General features: G+C 63.1%; 13 protein-coding genes, 1 tRNA gene and 1 pseudogene. 7 read left to right on the forward strand and 8 right to left on the reverse strand.

Annotated features, from left to right (window positions below):
- Positions 1-3 precede the first annotated feature (3 nt).
- The 7 genes from U0034_RS18520 (at position 4) to U0034_RS18550 (ending at position 9,999) form a co-directional block, all read left to right on the forward strand.
- On the forward strand, positions 4-3,033 hold the full coding sequence (locus U0034_RS18520) for a baseplate J/gp47 family protein (RefSeq protein WP_085229567.1): 3,030 nt from the start codon (positions 4-6) through the stop codon (positions 3,031-3,033).
- Positions 3,030-4,121: a hypothetical protein gene (locus tag U0034_RS18525; protein ID WP_085229568.1), complete on the forward strand. Its 1,092-nt coding sequence runs from the start codon at positions 3,030-3,032 to the stop codon at positions 4,119-4,121. The genes U0034_RS18520 and U0034_RS18525 overlap by 4 nt, the downstream gene beginning before the upstream one ends.
- Entirely contained in the window at positions 4,114-5,166 is a 1,053-nt protein-coding gene (locus tag U0034_RS18530; RefSeq protein ID WP_085229569.1) for a phage tail protein, read from the forward strand. The genes U0034_RS18525 and U0034_RS18530 overlap by 8 nt, the downstream gene beginning before the upstream one ends.
- Before the next feature lie 16 nt (positions 5,167-5,182).
- The gene (locus U0034_RS18535; RefSeq protein ID WP_085229570.1) at positions 5,183-7,825 is read left to right on the forward strand and encodes a translocation/assembly module TamB domain-containing protein; all 2,643 of its coding nucleotides are present in this window, start codon (positions 5,183-5,185) and stop codon (positions 7,823-7,825) included.
- 36 nt (positions 7,826-7,861) lie between these two features.
- Positions 7,862-8,296, forward strand: a complete 435-nt coding sequence (locus U0034_RS18540; RefSeq protein ID WP_139831204.1) for a hypothetical protein — start codon at positions 7,862-7,864, stop codon at positions 8,294-8,296.
- Between the two features lie 473 nt (positions 8,297-8,769).
- Positions 8,770-9,501 (forward strand): type III secretion system effector phosphothreonine lyase, encoded by a 732-nt coding sequence (gene ospF / locus U0034_RS18545; RefSeq protein ID WP_158243537.1) that lies wholly within the window; start codon positions 8,770-8,772, stop codon positions 9,499-9,501.
- A 345-nt stretch (positions 9,502-9,846) separates the two neighbouring features.
- Positions 9,847-9,999 (forward strand): hypothetical protein, encoded by a 153-nt coding sequence (locus tag U0034_RS18550; RefSeq protein ID WP_162800996.1) that lies wholly within the window; start codon positions 9,847-9,849, stop codon positions 9,997-9,999.
- A gap of 177 nt (positions 10,000-10,176) precedes the next feature.
- Here the strand turns inward: U0034_RS18550 and U0034_RS18555 are convergent.
- The 8 genes and pseudogenes from U0034_RS18555 to U0034_RS18590 form a co-directional block, all read right to left on the reverse strand.
- A pseudogene (locus U0034_RS18555) lies at positions 10,177-10,500 on the reverse strand (DUF1016 N-terminal domain-containing protein); the annotation flags it as partial.
- A gap of 82 nt (positions 10,501-10,582) precedes the next feature.
- Complete coding sequence (locus U0034_RS18560) at positions 10,583-11,005, reverse strand: type II toxin-antitoxin system VapC family toxin (protein ID WP_085229573.1); 423 nt, start codon at positions 11,003-11,005, stop codon at positions 10,583-10,585.
- Complete coding sequence (locus U0034_RS18565) at positions 11,002-11,256, reverse strand: FitA-like ribbon-helix-helix domain-containing protein (protein ID WP_085229574.1); 255 nt, start codon at positions 11,254-11,256, stop codon at positions 11,002-11,004. Before U0034_RS18565 ends, U0034_RS18560 begins: the two co-directional genes overlap by 4 nt.
- A 481-nt stretch (positions 11,257-11,737) precedes the next feature.
- A tRNA-Leu gene (locus U0034_RS18570) sits at positions 11,738-11,824 on the reverse strand.
- Between the two features lie 86 nt (positions 11,825-11,910).
- Entirely contained in the window at positions 11,911-12,456 is a 546-nt protein-coding gene (locus U0034_RS18575; RefSeq protein WP_085229576.1) for a DUF488 domain-containing protein, read from the reverse strand.
- Between the two features lie 170 nt (positions 12,457-12,626).
- The gene (locus U0034_RS18580; protein ID WP_085229577.1) at positions 12,627-13,817 is read right to left on the reverse strand and encodes a baeRF3 domain-containing protein; all 1,191 of its coding nucleotides are present in this window, start codon (positions 13,815-13,817) and stop codon (positions 12,627-12,629) included.
- Positions 13,818-13,935: 118 nt separating this feature from the next.
- Positions 13,936-15,993, reverse strand: a complete 2,058-nt coding sequence (gene fusA, locus U0034_RS18585; RefSeq protein ID WP_085229578.1) for an elongation factor G — start codon at positions 15,991-15,993, stop codon at positions 13,936-13,938.
- 197 nt (positions 15,994-16,190) lie between these two features.
- Complete coding sequence (locus U0034_RS18590) at positions 16,191-17,750, reverse strand: trypsin-like peptidase domain-containing protein (protein ID WP_233211973.1); 1,560 nt, start codon at positions 17,748-17,750, stop codon at positions 16,191-16,193.
- Between the last annotated feature and the right edge of the window lie 181 nt (positions 17,751-17,931).

Genomic DNA, 17,931 nt, shown 5'->3' on the forward strand with positions numbered 1-17,931 from the left:
GGGATGAGCACGCCGATCTTCGATCAACGCACGGCGTCCGCCTACTTTGCCGATGCGCTCGCTCTGGCCCGGATGTATTGCCCGGAATGGGGGTTGCCGGACGACGACGGGATAAACGTGGACGCCGTTGCGCAGGACCCGGGCCTCGTCTTGCTGAAGCTTTTTTCCCTGCTGGGGCAAGGCTTGGCTAACGTGCAAAACGCCATTCCGATGCAGCGTCAGCTCGCGCTGTATCGCTTCCTCGACATGACGTTGAGGCCGGCCGCATGTGCGTCGGTGCCGCTTTGGTTTTCGCTCGCGTCGAACAAGCCCTCGATGCTGTTGCCGAAGGGCACCGCTGTCCTCGATTCGTCGACACGGCGTGTTCGTTTCGAAACCGATGCCGACCTCCAGGTTTTGCCGACTGCGCTCTGTGCGGCCTTGCGTGTGACGCCACGGCTCGATCGCTACCAGGATATGCAGGCGCTATGGGCGGGCGGCGAGCCCGCCGCGATCTTCCCCGGTGGCGGGCTTCGCGATGACGGAGCCGATTTCGGTCACGCTCTGCTCCTGGGGGACGGCGTGCTTTTCAAGCCCGGTTCCGCGGCGAGCCGAATGACCTTGACGTTGCGGGGACAACGGCTCGCACCCGCGTATTTCCAGCGATGGTACGACGGTGCCCTGAGCCCACTGCCCGTCACGGTATGGGGATCCGCCGATGCGACGTTGTGCACCATCGAGTTTGCGTCCATGCCGAACGCCGCGGCACAGACGGTTGCAGCGCTGCACGCGGCGCTATCGTTGCGTGCGGGGCGCTCATTGGATCTGGCGGATCCGTCCTTTGCGGACGACATGTCGACGCCGATCTACTGGCTTGTCTGCGAGCCTGCCGCCGACGCAGGTGTGGTTCCGGCATTGGACGGTTATCTGCCTCGGATCGAAACGGCCTGGTGTGATTTCGGAATGCTCTCGGCTCTGCCGCAGCAAGCGGCGGTCAACGGGATCGGCATCGATCTGAAGAACGGTGCCTACGCGTTCGGCAGGACCCCGGCAGTCAACGACTGCTTCAGCATCCGCTGCGATTGCGCATTCGCGCAGCCGGGCGTGCCGATCACGATGACGCTGACCGTTTCGCCGCCGACGACCCAACATCAGGCAACCGTCGAATGGCAATACTGGAACGGTGCCTGGTGCCCCTTTGCGCAGACGGGCGATTCATACAGGTTCGTCGACGAAACGCAGGATCTGACGGCAAGTGGAACGATTTCGTTTGTTTGCCCTCGCATGTCGCAAACCACGGTTGTCGGCAGTCAGGGCCTATGGATTCGGGCGATGCTGACCTCCGGCGATTACGGCGATTCGACCACAGGATTCGATCCGCCGTTCGTGCAGTCGATGGTGATCGAATATGCGAGTGGCGGTACGCCTGCCTCGGTATGGGCGCACAACGCGTTTCAACTCGATGCGCAGATCGTCGCGCCTTATGAGCCGTATAGGCCGCTGGCGGATGAGGGAGCAGCCCTATACCTCGGATTCGACGCACCGGGCCTGCTTGCTTATGGTTTGGGCCAGCAGCTGACGTTGTATTTCGATGTCGAGCCGGCGGACGAACATCTTGGTACGAGCGACGCTGGACAATGGCAATGGTTCGACGTGTCGAACGGAGCGTGGCAGCCGCTCGCGATCGACGTTGCCGACGTGGGACTGGCGCGCAGCGGAGCGCTCACCTTCAGCGTGCCTGCCGGGCTGCGGGCGGCCGCGTTTTTCTCTCAAACGGCATGCTGGCTGCGCGTGCTGTGTCCGCGTCGCAGGCATCCGCTCCGGCTCCGCGGTCTTTACCCGAATGCCGTGGGCGGATCCAATCGCAGCATCTGTCGCAACGAGGTGCTCGGCTCGAGCAACGGGCAGCCAGGGCAGCAATTCGCGCTGAGCCAGGTCGCAACGACGGCCGCTGGTGCCAGCCAGGTGCTTCTGGAGATGGGCAGCGATGCGCAATACGCGGTCGAGGTGCAGGTCGTGGAACCGGCGAGCCCCGACTCGACCGTCATCGGCTCGGCCTCGCCTCAACAGCGCATCGCATACGCGTGGTCGCGCGCGGACAGTTTCGTCGGACACGGGCCGGACGAGCGGATTTTCGTTGTCGACGTCATCTCCGGTGCGATCGTCTTCGGAGACGGCCATCATGGCAAGATCCCGCCGCCCGGTGCCAACAATGTCATTGCGACATGTTACGCGACGACGCTCGGCGCGGGCGGGAACGTCGCGGCCGGCGAACTTGCGGTCTTGTATAACGCGACGACGGGGATCCTCCATGTCACGAATCCGGTGTCCGCCCATGGCGGCGCCGATGCCGATCGTGTGGTCGATCTGGTGGGGAGCGGCCCCGGGCTCGTGCGCGCAAACGACCGCGCGGTGACGGCGGCGGACGCTGAGGCGCTCGCCCGCGTCGCGAGTGCGGCCGTAGCGCGCGTGCGCGCGATCGAGCATGCGGTAGCGCCCATGCTCGCGCAGGAGGCTGCCGCGTCGCCCATATCGCTTCAGCCGAACAACGGGCCGGCACAACCGGCGCAGCGCGTCATCGGCCACTGGCCGCGGCTCGAATTGGTGGTGCTGGCCGCATCGAACGACCCGGAGCCCCTCACGCCCATGTCGACGCTGGACGACGTGCTGACTTACGTCCGCGCGCGCAGCACCCCGGCACTTGCCGCACGCACCACTGCCCGGCGGCCGTCGTTCCGGCGCATCGACGTAGCGGTGGTGTTGGAGACGAACGCGCCAAAATCCGCATGGGCCCCGTTGAAAGCGGAGATTGGCGCGCAATTGACGCGGTTTCTTCATCCCGTGCGTGGGGGCCCGGCGGCAAAGGGCTGGCCTATCGGCGAGCCGATGCGGTACCCGGCCGTTCGCGCGTTCCTGCTCGCATCGAATACGACGGTAACGGGCGTCATGGCCTTGGCGCTGTGCGGACTGACGACCGACGTACCGCTTGCGCCGTACGAGGCGCCCGCGGCCGGTGCGATCGACGTTCGTTTCCTCGAGGCGGCGCAATCATGAGTTTCGATCTGCCGAATCTCGATGTCATGCGAGCGGAGCAGGTTGTCGACCAACTGGTGCGCAGCATTCAAGGGATTGCTCCCGGGTGGACCGACTACAACCCGTCGGATCCCGGTATCACGCTGCTGCAAATGCTGGCGTGGCTATGCGACGGCACGGCTTATACGGCCAATGCGGTGCCGCTCGAGACCTATCGCAACATGTTGCGCTGGGTCTTGGGTCTGTCGAGCGCCATCTCGCTGCCGTCGGAAGCGCACTACGCCACGGATTTCCCCTATTCGAAGTACGCGGATACGCAGTCGCAGGATGGCGCGTACGAGACGCTCAAGAACACGCTGGAGCAGGTCGAAATGGGGGCACCGGTCGGCTTCGCCGCGTTGCAAGAGGCGGTCGTCGCGTTCCGGCGTACGCCGTTCCTCGCGATCACGCCTGCGGATCTTGCCGCGCTCGTCCAGGCGTCGAATGCATTTATCGACGCACAGGCGCAAAAGGGCGCGGCGACATCGCACGTCGCTCGGTTGTGTCAACAACGGCGCGGCGATGCGACCGATCTGTTTCTCGTAAGCGACGCCGCGTGCACGTACTCGGCGCCCACGGGCGACGCGAGCGGTACGTTCTCGATATCGCTGACGTCCCCGATCGGCGACGCACAATCGATTGCGCAGGAGTCGGCGTTACTCAAAAGCGTCAGGCGATACCTGGCCGCTCGCGCGCTTTTGGGCAATGCGATGTCGGTCAGCAGCGCGCAATTGGTTTATCTGGATGTCGAATGCGTGGTCTCGTGCTTCGCGCGCGAACGTGCCGATGAGGTGGCGGCAGCCGTATTGTCCGCGTTGCAACGGGCGGTACAGCCCGTACGCCTGGACGGGGGGCGCGACTGGGCCTATGGCGTCTCGCTGGATTCGGAATCGCTGTTGCCGTTGATCGAGTCCGTGGCGGGCGTCGATCGGATTCGGGGCGTAGCGGTCGAGGTGTTTCGCCCGCAAGCGGCATCGGCGCGCAATCCGGTTGTGCCGGAGCAACTGGCGCGAGGATTGCCGCGCTTGCATGGCGCATGGGTGACGGTGCAGGAGCTGGGCGATGACTAACAGCAATGCGAGCACACTGACCACCGTTCCCTCGAGCTACCTCGGTTATCTGCCGGCCTGTTACGCCGATAACGCCGATACGGACGCCGCTACCGGCGTGCCGCTCGGAGCCTTCTACCTCAAGATATTCGAGAAACTGCTTTCGGGGCTTGCCGATGCAGGCGAGCTCGAGGAGGCGAACCGCAAACTCGACCCGACGGTTGCTTCTCGAGCGGGCGTACGCGAGTTGCTGGCCGCGAACGTCATCGGCAACCTGTTCTATCCCCGTTGGAGCTTTCTGTTTACGGGCGACACCACGTTCATGCCGAAGTTGTCGGGGGAAACGAGCAGCCAGAAAAAGCAGGCGGAGTTCGATACGCTCGCGAGCTACGTGGGCATGCCTCGGTACACAGGCGGGCGCACGGCCGCTTCTCCGATCGAGGTCTGGGCGAGGGCGTTCCTCGAGTGGCTCGGCGCGACGGTGGGCTTTCCGGTCGACAAGAACTGGTCGATCGACGATTCCCGAAAGCTGATCGCGCAGGCGTTCGCGTTCGGGCGGGCCCGCGGTACGCCGATGGGCATGGAGTGGCTGCTCAACGCCTGCCTCGCCGCGAATACGCCCGCGTTCAAGGACGTGACGGCTGAGCCGATCACGGTTGCCGATTGCGTGCGGCCCACGCTGATCGTTCGCGACGAGGATGCGCAGGCGAAGCCGGCGTTTCATCTGCGCGACAGTTACCCGGACCCTCGGGAGGCTGTCGTGATTTCGGACGAGGTCGGGCCCAAGATCGTGCGTACAGGTATCGATATCGAGGTGGACGACACTCAACTCGTGGCGTATGTCCCGTGGCGGTTCGAGGTCGACGTGACGTTTTCGCTCGGACCGTCGGCAACGGCCCCGGAGGAAAAGGCGGCGGTGCAGGCCTATTACCGCGCCTTGTGTGTCGTCCTCGACACGGCTAAACCCGCGCTGACGACCTACGTCGTGAACTTCGCGGTAACCGGTGGTGGCGGTAAGCACAATTACTCGCTGCGGGGACGTTCGCCCACGCACGCACAGAATTGACGAGGACCGAGAACTTATGGACACGAATGCGATCTCCCGCGTGGCGTACTTCTCCGGGGAAGCACTGCTGACCGATGATTTCCGCGACGAGCAGCGCTACCACAAACAAATGCGCGAGCAGTTGAGCCAGGGGGTGTTCACGGCGGGCGTCATGGAGGGACTCGATGTCGAATGGACTTTTGGCCAGGCGCAACTGACCGTGCGTGCGGGCAAGGCGCTCGATTCCGCGGGGCGACTGATCGTGCTGACGCAGGACGCGTCTTACCCGGGTGCCAGCCCGGTCGGAGCGTTCATCGACGGCAGCCAGAATTACTTGATCATCAGTTATGCGCAGGCGCTCGACCAGTACGTGAGCAACACGTATGGGGATGGCTATAAGCGCTGGGTGGAGCAACCCCAGATTGCCTGCGTGCAGGACTACGATCCTGACGACGCGGACGTTTTGCTCGCGGTGATCTCCGTTTCCGGCGGTGCGATACAGAGCGTCTACTACAACTACGGTCAGTACATGCGGCGCCACGTTGGCGCAGTGTTGCAATCGGTTGCGTTCGTCGACGGGAGCGATATGAGTCCCGATCCCGCGCCGATGGCCGTGGCAGCCACTGCGCCCGGCCGGCTCAGCATCAAAGCGCCGCAGATCGACCTGGACGGCGCGGTGACGGCGCAAATGCTGACGGCCAACGGCACCTTCACGGGCAATTTCAACGGATCGTTCGTGGGAGATGGTTCGGGGTTGACGCTGCCATCGTCGAACTACTGGACGCGGGACGGCAACGGTCTCTACTACGAGGAGGGGAATGTCTGTATAGGGGATGCCGATACCTCCGGGGCACATCTGACGATCCGGCAGGGCAACGTCGGTCCCAAGGTCGCAACGGGGCTCATATCGTTGCAGGACGATGGCACGGTCGTCGGCTATCAAACGCAATTTCTGAGCGAGGTGAAAGTCGGACAGGTTCTCACATACGATTACGTACCCGCGCAGACTGCCACGATTGCCAACGTCATTTCGACGACCGAAGTGGAGATCGATGCGAGGTTTGCTATCGACCTCGGGCCGGCGCCATACGCCATTCGGCACGCAAACGACGCTGCGGTAGCGGGCCCGGGTTTGGTCTACGCGAGCGGCACGACCGTGACGTGCGAGGGCGGTACTTTTCCGCAAGGCTTGCTGCCCGGGGACAAACTCGTCATCGACGCGTCCACCGAAAACAGCCAGAAGACGTTGCGCGTCCAACAAGTGATCAGCGATACGCAATTGAAGGTCGTCGGTATGTCGCCCGGCACCGCGACGGGTAATGGCCCGAAGTTGTCGGCATTTTCGGTGACGCCATCGGTGTTGCTGGCCGCCGGGGGCGTACATCCCGCCGATGCGAACCTTCCGGAGGCGCTGTCCGTCGCCCAGAATGGAGGCGGCGCACGCGTGCCGAACAGCGTCGGGGTCAACGTCGAGGGTGGTGCGCTGAGCGGCAACAACGCGCTCGAGGTAAGGGGGGCGTGCAGCATCTCGCGTTGGCCTGTCGACCCGACGAACGCTGCCCCATTGCTGACGGTCGGTGCAACGGCGGCGGAGCCGCTCCGAGGGCTCAGCGTGACCGATAACGGCAGTGCTGCCAGCGTGCCGAGAACAGTCTCGATCAACGTCGATACGATCGACGCCCAATATGCACTCGATGTGAGCGGCCCGTGCAGGGTCTCCAGCCTGGAGGTCACCTCGGCTGGCTCGCTCAAGGCCGCCTCCGAGATCGATGCAGACAAGATCGGCCCGTATACGCCCGATGGAAGCATCGAGGTGACGAGCGATCTGGTGATCGACAAGACCATCAAGGGAAGTGGTGCGAACGCGCTCAAGGTGGCCGGTGACCTGGAAGTGACAGGTAACGAGACCGTCGATGGAACGCTGAATGTGACCGGCCCGTTGAACGTGACCGGGGGCATCAGCGGCAAACTTCAGAATCCGATCCCGGGGCCGCTCACGATCAATGGCGCATTTCAAGTGACGGGCGGCAGCACCACTGCGGACGGCGATCTTTTTGTACACGGAAACCTGCATGTAAACGGGGCGCTCAGCACCGATGCCATGTCGGTCAAGAAGATCGGCGCGCTGGCGGACCAGGTCTTTGAAGTGACGGACGACGGCGATCTCAATATGGCTGGGACGCTGGCTATCGGGTCGGCTGGTAATAGAAATTTTCTAGTTTCACCGGGCGGTGAGGTAACAATTAATTCCAGTGGAAAGCTATCTGTTGGAGGCGGTTTTATGGTTGCTCCGGACGGACCACTGCGTTGTTTCGGGAGGGCGGTAACGCGAAAAAAGAGAATTCAGCTCGACGCCTCCGACTTTTTGCAGGGCACGGCGGTGACCGATGGTTACATCGTGGTGGATGTCAATGCGGACGATACGCAATTCGGTGCCGCGGAAATCATCGCCACGGTCAGTCCGGCCGAGGGTGACTCTTATGCACTGCGCGCTGCGGCGATCGTAGGTACGACGCTCGGCCGCGGCGGAGCCGGTACGACTGTACCTATCGCGACGGGGAGCACGTGTACCTTTGATGCACGCACGACGTCAGGCAAGCCCGTCTATGCAGATGTGTCAATTACATGGATTCCATTGGGTAGTGGTGGCTTTACAAACCTTGAGAGTTGGGGGAGCTGAATTCAGATTAATGTTTTTCGATTAATGGGGTGAAAAATGTCAGCCAATCATCTGATAACATTTTACAATCAATCAAATCATTGCATTGAAATAGATTATAATGATCAAGGGTGTATGAAAAAGCCATATGGGCCCGATACCATTGTTCTTGCGCCGGGCGAGGTGCGCCAAATTACGCTGGTCGATGACGATGGTGGTGACTGTTCCGGTGCCAATAAGTGGATCTGGTGGACTGTGATAGACAAGAGTACTAATGTCGCAAGGTTTATATCCAGTTGTAATCCTCCCAATTGCCTGCAATATAAACATTGGGAACATAACGATACTGACGGAAGCTGGAGATGCGCCGTGACGGGGCCGGCTGTGTATGCCGAATGTAAGGGGCTCAATTGCTGGGGAGCCTCCGGTAACGATATAGGCGTTTGGGTTTCTGCCGATGACCAGATGTATATGGTCGATATTTATCTCTGACTGGGGTGTCCTGTCCGCCAAGTGTTGCCGCCCTTCCCACTGTGTTGTGCCCGAGCACTGCCATGTACAGACGCCCCCAATTTATCCAGCGTCCGGCTTCGAAGCGCTCACCGAGTCCGGTCCCGGGTCAGCACGATCAAGCGGCCCAGGGCCCGGCTGATGCGGCAGCTGCTGACACGCCACCGCTGTCGAGGCGGCGCTTGCCGACGTCTCTCGGGGCAACATCGCCACCGCGCCTTCCCGTGTTCAGGACGGAAAGCGACTCTCCCCCACGGCTGCCGGTCCCGTCGCGAGGTGTGTCTCCGCCACGGCTTCCCGTCTTCGGTGCCGTGGGTGGGCAGCGATCAGGTGAGGCGTCCCCACGATCGGATGTCGCTGACAGTGCGAAGGCGTCCAGTTCATCGACGACGGCAGGTCCAGACCTACGCAGCAAGCGAAGCGGGAGTCCGCTGGATGAGTCGGAGCGAAAGCGGGTGACGCCGGGCACCGCGCATCACGCCGACGTATCACCTTCTACCACCTCTGGTGCCGTATCGTTACCGCAAGGCGGCAGTCAAATACGCTCGTCGTTGATCACGGAGTTCGACGCTCTCGCACGTGAACTCGGGCAGATGAGCCAGAGCGAGTTGAAGCCAAGCCGCGACCCTATTACCTATGGCGCCATGAATAGTGGCGGATATATGAAGCTGCATGCCGGCTTCGCGCTTTTCAAGCGGCCCTCGGACGTATTCATCAACGCGTTGCGGCGGCAATCCAGTCCAAGTAGCGGAGACAAACTGCACGTGAGCGTCGACGAATCGCGCGTGGAGGATGCATTCGATACGATAGCAGGGTTGCTATTTTCGGACGATAGCCCGATCGATCAATGGAAAATCGTGGATACCAGGCGGGTGGCAAAGCTGAAAGATACCCGCGTGTCGCATGGCGCGAACATAACGCTGTATGTCGAGCCGAGTAACGGAACCGCGTACTCGTCAAGAGACCTAAGCCGGGTGCGCGCCTTGATCGATCAAATCGAAGCTATGCTGTCGCAGGCCGGGATCGCGCCCGGTATCCCCCCGGCGTCGGACGCGGTGGCTCCGCAGTGGCGATACGTGTCGTATCGCAACGAGCATATGAGTTCGCGCGAGGACGGAGGGCCCATGCAACGCAGCCGTCTGGCCGGGGAGCCGTTCTTCAGGCTGGTGTCCGGGCATGTGAGATGAGACTGCACGAGAGATCCCGCGCTGACGGGTCGAGATCCGCAAAACGGCCTATCCGCAAATGCCACCGAAGGTCATGTACGCGCCCGCGTTATAACAATCTCTCGATCGCGGTTCAGGCTCGTCAACCTCATCTGCCGTTTCTCACTGGCAACCCAGATGATTTCCGCGCATTGGACGTGATCGAAATCATCGAAGCCCCGGACACGAATGCCCAATGCTTCGAGACATCGGGCGTACTGACCTTGCCCCTGTTTCACGAATCCCATAGCTGCATCTATCAGGCCGCTTGCCCTCGCTGAGCGGCGGCCCAATTCTTTTCGAACGTCATGGGGCTGACGTAGTTCAATGTCGAATGCAACCGGCGCGGCCAGACAGCAAGCCGATGTCTTGAACGTGGAATTGATCGAAGGCGACGAACTGGCGGACATGCTTGCTCGCCATCCGATGAAGCGCGGCGAGCTCCAACGATTTTTGCTCGCCGGATGGAGCGCCGCGTGACCGCGATTGCCACGCATACGTTTATGTGAGCCGCATTGTGAAACAGCAGTCGTTAAATACACATCACGGCCGTTGAGGCCGTCGACCGCGAATGCCGGACTACCACGGCAACCGAGCTCGATGTAGCGTTGCGGCATCGTTCGGCGGGTCAAGCAGCCGTTGTGGGAAATGTGCGCTCGGCTCCTTGAGCTTGTCCAGCAAGGTCACGATATGAGACCAAGGCAATTGTGCAACGGCCTGTTGCACAATTGCCGGCGTCGGCCATGCTTGGGCCAATGCCCGCATGTACTTCAGATTGCGCGGTGAAAATCCTTGCATGTCGGGAAAAGCCGCCTTTAGATCCCGTGCAAGCCGGTCGATGACCTTTGCGCCCCAGCCCTGGCGTTGTTGACGGTCCAAAATATCATGCCCGATCTGCCAGTACAGAGTGACCAGCTCGCGATTCACACTTGCCGCTGCACGTTGGCGTGCGAACTCGACCCGCTGCTTGAGCTCAGTCAACCAGTGTCGGTAATCGCAGCTGTACAAAAATTCCGCCGGTACACGGAACGTGTACACCGCGCTTCAACTGATCGGGCAGATATCAGGTCGTAGGGATCCAGGGATTAATAACCTGCAGTCCGCCTGCTTCGTAGGGCGAGGTATCGCGGGACGCGACGATGAACCCTCGCGAGGCGGCAATGGCGGCGATATAGCCGTCCGGTGTCGGGAAGCCGCGCCCGCTCTTTCTTGCCGTCGCTGCCAGTTCGGCATAGTGCTGTGCAGCGTTGACGTCAAACGGCAGCACACGTCCCTCGAACAGGCCGAATAAGCCATCCACTGAATGAGTTAGGGCGCTTTTACGCTTACCGGTCGGCAGCACCGCAATACCAAACCGCAGCTCGGCTAACGTCACGCTCGACAAGTACAGGGTTTCGGCGGTCTGCTCGTTGAGCCATGCTCGAACGGTTGCGTCCGGCTCAGGTTTCATCGCTTCGGAAACCACGTTGGTATCCAGAACGATCATTCAAACCTCATCGGCTCAGCCGGTGTCTTGTCCCGTGTTTGGTCAAAGATCGCCAAGTCTTCATTTGTTAGGCCAACCTTGCGACCTAAGGCCGCCAAAGCATCGCCCAAGCGCACACGCTTTTCCGGCTTTACCGCGCTTGAAAGAATTTCTCGAACCTCGGCCTCGGTGCTATGCCCGTGCTGCGCAGCACGAAGCCTTAGGGCACGATGCACCTCGTCCGGCACGTTGCGTACAGTCAGAACAGCCATTGTCACATCTCCATCCGTGCTTTCAATGACGTCAATTATAGCACTTTGATGTCATCTGTCGTTTATGCCGTCGGTCATGCGCTTAGACGAGGTCATGTCGGTTCCCGGCTGCACGCTCGGCCCGGGCGAGGTTGCGCCTGGCACGTGCCGCTTTTTCTTGGCTCACTTATCACGATTCAATCATGCGCGAGGGTGGCCTGGCGCTCGCGCGCCTGCTCGAGTCACGTCTCGTCGATATCGAATAGCGGGCCTGTTGAGCGTTACCGTGAGGTGGACCGCCACAGGTGATATCCGTTGTTGCGCGGATGAATGACCCAGTGCAACAGGATGTGGGACGAGACGTCGCGCGTGCAATTGAAGACCCCGCGCGTCGGCTTATCGCGGAACGCGAGCATCTTTAAGGCGCCCCAAAAACAAAAAGTCCGCAAGAGAGCGGACTTTTTCGTGACCATCATCCAGCAATTGTCTGGATCTATTTTTCTGGTGCCCAGGAGAGGACTCGAACCTCCACGATGTTGCCACCGCTAGGACCTGAACCTAGTGCGTCTACCAATTCCGCCACCTGGGCAGGTGTGCGTTCAGCGAAGACCGCTATTGTAGCGGTCCGCCTCGGCGTGTCAATCGAATAATTGCGAATAATTGCGTTTCGGTCGGTCAACCGGCTGCCGCCTCCGCCGGGTACGCCAAAGTCTCGTCGGGCTGTGCTCGCGCGCCGGGCGTCATCGTCGCCTCCGTGACGTGGCCCGCGCCGAGAATATGCCAAACCTTCTCCCCACGGGCGAGCAGGTAGTCAGCGATGATGCGGCGATGGCAGCGCCACCAGACCGCCTCCGAACACATGATCGCGCAGCGTTGCCGATGGCCGAGTTCCCGCAGCACGCTCAATCCGTGGAGAAACGGTTGGGTCGTCGCGTAATCAGCGTAGTTATGGAACGCTTGATGGGTCCAATAACCGTTTTGCGACGGGGCGACGTCGCGCATGCGCGACCGTCGCCCGCCCAACTCGATCAAGTGCCGATAGTCGATGCCGGCCGCAACGAGCGCCTCGGGCAGGGTATCTTCGTTGAACTGCGGATTTGTGCGCGAGCGCGGGATGCTGCGCACGTCCACGAGCAGCCGGACATCCGACGCCTTCAGCAACTCGATGAACTCGGGCAGCGTGCGCGTGGAATGTCCAATGGTGAAGAAGGGCGGCGACATGGCGGGCAGAGCGGAGGCCGGGTGGCTGTCAGGATGTCACATGCGTTTGTCCGGGTGCGCCGGGCATGAATTTCCCGTCGGGCGGCTTTGCCGCGACGGGGTGGTCTCCCGGACCAAGCCCATAGCGTCTTACTCTTACTCAGGCGGGCGCGGGCGTAACGCCGCAAGCGTCACCGCGGCGCGCTCGCGCTCTGCGTCGGCCCGCCGCGATATCGATAGATCGCAGCCAGCCCCGTATGCGAGGGCATGCGCTCGGCGGGCAGTACGATGACTTCGCCCCCGGTGCGCAGCACTTCCTGTGCGACGTCATCGAGCAGCGTATCGACTTCGCGATGCCCACGGCTCGTCGGGGCGGCAAGCTGTGCCTCGCTTTCGGTCTGGCCGTTAGCCTGCTGGTCGCTTTCCACGAGCAGTGCGCCCACGCGTCCTTCGTGCGCGGCTTCGATGGCCTCCGCAGCCACGTCGGTTGCCAGCGCCTTCGGGTACGCCTCCCGGTATTCGTTCAGGCGCGCCTCCACGGGCTTGCGGAAGTGCTCCGACAGCGCGCGTGCCGCGGCGGCGGCCAGTTCGTCGGGCTTCGCGTCGCCGAGATAGGCGTCGATCCGTTCCTCGAGCAGATACGGATTCGACGATATGCGCCTGAACAGCGCCTGATGCTCGGGTGTCGCGGCCAAAAGAAGCGGCATCTTCGTGGGCTGCGAGTGATGCTCGCAAACGCCGCGCGCCACCATCCGGAAAAATCGCTCTTCGTCCTCGTTCACGACGTCGTGCTTCGATCCACCGCCATGGTGCGAGGTAGAGCGATCGCCGCGATTTTCGCCGCCCTTGACCGCTTGCGCGCGATCTTCGCTTTCGGGGGCGGTGGCCGCCGTATCGACAGCGCTGCGAGGAATCGTGGGGTGCAGGTCGACGGGTGCAAGGCCGCGGACGTCACCCTGGTAGAGCGCGGCGTTGTGACGCGAAAGCAGCAGCAGTTGGAACGGATCGGCGAATTGGAACTGCTCGATCAGCGGCTTCAGATAGAACCTGTCGGCCGCCACGATGCGCTCGGCCACCGGCGCGTCGAGGCGCACGACATGGAAGACGTCGGGCCCGCCGTATACGGCCAACCCCTTGAAGGTGTGATCCCAGAACCCGCGGTCGTCGATCAGCGCTTCGAAACGTGCGATGACGGGCTCGGCCACGTTTTTTCCGTACTGTTCGCAGGCGCGTTCGCCGAGCCGCGCGAGCAGGCGCCGGTAGCGCAGTACGTCTTGCTTGCTCTCGGGAAACGAGCCGTGCACCGGTTGGCACAGCGTCAGGCAGGGGCCGGTTGGAGGGGAGAGCAGCGTGGCGATGTCTTGTTGGCGGCGCACGTCCATTCGATGCTCCTGATGTGGTTGAACACGACGGAAAGGCGCGCAACGCCCGTGCCAGAAGGGCTTGTGCCAACGGGCTTGTGCCGGGCGGGCTCGGCCTCGCGCGCCCGCCCGGCGGCACTCACTCGCCGGCGCCGCCGCCGCCGCCGCGTTTCCCGTACTGTGCAGCCAGCCGCTCCTGCTGGTTCGGCGGTACCGGATCGTAGTGGCTGAATTCGATGCTGTAGTTGCCGTCGCCGCCCGCGATCGCGTTCAGACGCGACTGGTAATCGGCGATCTCGGCCAGCGGCACCTTGCCTGCCACGGCGATGGCATGGCCTGCGAGCGCACGCGTGCCGTGCACTTGCGCGCGGCGCGACGAGAGATCGCCGATGATGTCGCCCATCGCCGCCTCGGGCGTCATCACCTCGATGTCGACGATGGGTTCGAGCAACACCGGTTGAGCATTGAGCACGGCATCGATGAATGCCTTGCGCGCCGCCGCGATGAAGGCCACTTCCTTCGAATCGACCGGATGGCTTTTGCCGTCGAATACCGTGACGCGCACGTCCTGCATCGGAAAACCGGCGAGCGGGCCGCTCTCCATGGCTTGCTGGATGCCTTTTTCCACCGCCGGCATGAACTGGCCCGGTATGGCGCCGCCTTTGACCGCATCGACGAATTCATACCCCGCGCCGCGTGGCAGCGGCTCCACGCGCAGCATGACTTCGCCGAATTGACCGGCTCCGCCCGTCTGTTTCTTGTGCCGATGATGCCCCTCGGCGCGTGCGCCGATGGTTTCCCGGTACGAAATGCGAGGCGGGCGGGCGAGCACGGCCAGCTTGTATTGCTCGGTGAGCCGCTCGAGCATGTGCCGCAGGTGCAATTCCCCGAGCCCTCGAACAACCGTTTCATTGGTGCCGACGGGATGTTCGATCTTCAGGCACGGGTCCTCCGCGGCGAGCCGTTGCAGAATTTCCCATAAACGCTGCTCGTTGCCGCGCCGCTCGGGCTCGATCGCGAGGCCATAGATCGGGGTCGGGAACGCGAGCGGCAGCAGATGGATGTTGCCGTCCTCGGGCGCATCGTGCAGCACCGCGTCGTAGCCGATTTCGTCCACTTTCGCCGTGCCGCAGATTTCGCCCGGGCCCGCCTCGGCAATCTCCACGTGATCCTTGCCTTGCAGCAGCATCAGGTGCGCCATGCGAAACGGCTGGCGCGCGTTGCCGATGTAAAGCTGGCTGTCGCGCCTCACGGTGCCCTGATGAACGCGAAAGACCGCCATCTTGCCGACGTACGGGTCCATCACGATCTTGAAGACGTGCGCGAGCACGTGCCTGTCCGGGTCGGGCTGCGTCTGCACGGTTTCACGGCGGCCGTCGACGTCGCGGTAAAAAAGCGGGGGATTGCCCTCGAGCGGATTCGGCAGCAGCTTTACGAGTACGTCGAGCAGTTCGCGAATGCCTGCGCCGGTTTGTGCCGAAGTGAAGCAGATCGGCACGAGGTGTCCCTCGCGCAGCGCCCGCTCGAACGGTGCGTGCAACTGTTCGGGCCCGATCGTCTCGCCCTGCTCGAGGTAGAGCTCCATCAGTCGCGGGTCGAGTTCGATCACCTGATCGACGAGCGCATCGTGTGCCGACGCCACCGTCAGGAAGTCGGATTCGCCGGCAGGATTGAAGAAGCAATCGACAACGCTTTGCGCGCCTCGCGCAGGCAGATTGATCGGCAGACACGTTCTGCCGAATGCATCCTGGATTTGCGCAAGCAGCTCGGGAAGATCGACCTTTTCCGCATCGATGCCGTTCACGACGATGATGCGGCAGAGCTTGCGCGTCTCGGCCCAGGCCATCATCCGGCGGGTCGTCATTTCGATGCCGGTGCGCGCGTTGATGACGATCGCCGCCGTTTCCACGGCGGGTAGCGCGCTGATGGAGAGTCCGCAGAAATCGGGGTAGCCGGGCGTGTCGACGAAATGGATGCGGGTGCCGTCGTGGTCGAGGTGGGCGATCGCGGAATTGAGCGAATGATGGTATTTGCGCTCGAGCGGGTCGGAATCGCATAGCGTCGTGCCGCGCTCGACGCTGCCCGCGGCGTGGATCGCGCCGCCCCGGTGCAGCAGCGCCTCGATCAGCGAAGTCTTGCCGCAACCGGCATGGCCGACGAGCGCGACGGTCCGGATGGCTTCGGGTGGATAATCCATGGCCGGCCTCATCCTGAAGTCGATATGCGGGGATTATTGGTGAAAGTCCCGCAGTGCGCCACCCGACTCAGGGTAAATCATGTCCGCGCGGGTCCGATTTCCCGTCGAGCGGCAGGCAGGCGAGGGCATGGCTGCCTGAGAGCCACCTGAGCGCCACCTGAGCGCCACCTGAGCGCCACCTGAGCGCCACCTGAGCGCTACCTGAGCTCCAGCGGTACGAAGCTGCGCACGTTCTCGCGTTCGATCAGCAGCGCCACGCCCTTGCCGCCAGTCGCGAGCAGCGTTGCCAGGCCTTCGCGCGACGAGACCGGCGTGCCGTTGACCGACAGCACGAGGTCGCCCGGCTGAATGCCCGCGTTGGCCGCCAGTCCGGTGCTGGCATCGACGACGAGACCGCTTTCGGGGCCGCCCGCGCGCTTTTCCGCCTCGGCGAGCGGATGAACGCTCAGACCGACGCGTTCGAGTTCCTCGGCGGCGGTAGCGACCGCGCCGCCGCCGACAGGGGCCGCGATCGCCGCCGCGCTCGCGACGACGGTCACCGTCATAGGCTTCTTGCCGCGAATGATGCGCAGTGTGGCTTTGGTGCCGGGCGCGAGTGCGTCGAGCGCGTCGCGCAGGTCCGCGGCCTGTGCGACGGGCTTGCCGTTGACCTGGGTGACGACGTCGCCGACTTTCAGGCCGTTTTTTGCGGCACCGGGTGCGGCGCCCGGCACGGCGGTCACGAGCGCGCCTTGCGCGCGCGGCACGCCGAAGGCTGCCGCAAGGCCGGGGTCGAGGTCTTGTGCGGCAATGCCGGGTTCGGCCGACGTCGCGCCGGTTCCCCGCAACCGCGCACGCAGCTTGACGGCAGCCTCGATCGGTACAGCGAACGTCATCGTTCTGAATCGCTCGGAATCGGCATAGATCTGGATGTCCACCCCGATCGCCTCGCCACTGCGGTTCAGGAGCGGGCCGCCCGAATTGTCGGGGTTGACGGCAATATCGGTCTGGAGGAACGGAAAGCGGGTGCCATCCGGCCGCACATGCGGCGTGGCACTGACGAGCCCCGAGGTGACGGTATTCTGGGGACCGTCCGGCGCGCCGATCGCCAGTACTTCGTCGCCGGCGCGCACGCGGGAAGCATCGCCGAGCCGAACCGTCGGGAGCCTCGATGCGCCCTGCATTTGAATCAGTGCGATGTCGCTTTGCGGGTCGACGCCAAGTACGCGCGCTTTGAACCGGCGCCGGTCCGTGAGCGTCACGATGACGTCGTCGGCGCCGTTGACCACATGAGCGGTCGTCACCACGAGGCCATCGGCGCTGACGATGAAGCCGGACCCGCCGTTCCGGGCGACACGGGGCTCCCTGGCCCGGTTCTGCCGGGATGCCTGCCCCGCAGCGGGAGCAGGGAGGAGCGCGGCGATCGGGTCATCGGGTGCGAGGTTGTCGAGTTCGGGCGCCATCGCCTGTTCCTCGCCTTCGCGCAAGACGCCGATATTGACGACGGCCGGGCCGTAACGCTCGACGATGGTGGCGAAATCGGGTGCGGAGCGCGCAGCGCTGCCGCCCGATAGCGGGGAAGCGGTTCGCGCGGAAGAGGCGGTGGAAGAACCGGTGGAGGAAGAGGCGGAAGAGGCGGCGGGCGGGGCGGCGCGTGCGGCGAGCGGCATCGACGCACCGGCAAGGAAGCAGACAACCGCCGCGGCGGCACAGCGCTTGGTCAGGGCCGAGGCCCTTGGTTTCAGGCAACACACGGTTTGCCCCCGTTCGATCGTCATATGCGGGTGGGACGCCGCACGCCGCGCGTGAAAACAGCGACGTCGCGGCGTGACGGCATACACCCGTCCATGCGTCCATTGTCGATGCCCTTTCGCGTACTGCCTGTGAGAGACCGCACGAAGCGGCGCAAGACGCCAAAAGACAAAAGGCAGGCGGCACGCAGCATTGCTGCGCGGCGCC

The organism is Trinickia caryophylli, from assembly GCF_034424545.1.
Taxonomy (GTDB): domain Bacteria; phylum Pseudomonadota; class Gammaproteobacteria; order Burkholderiales; family Burkholderiaceae; genus Trinickia; species Trinickia caryophylli.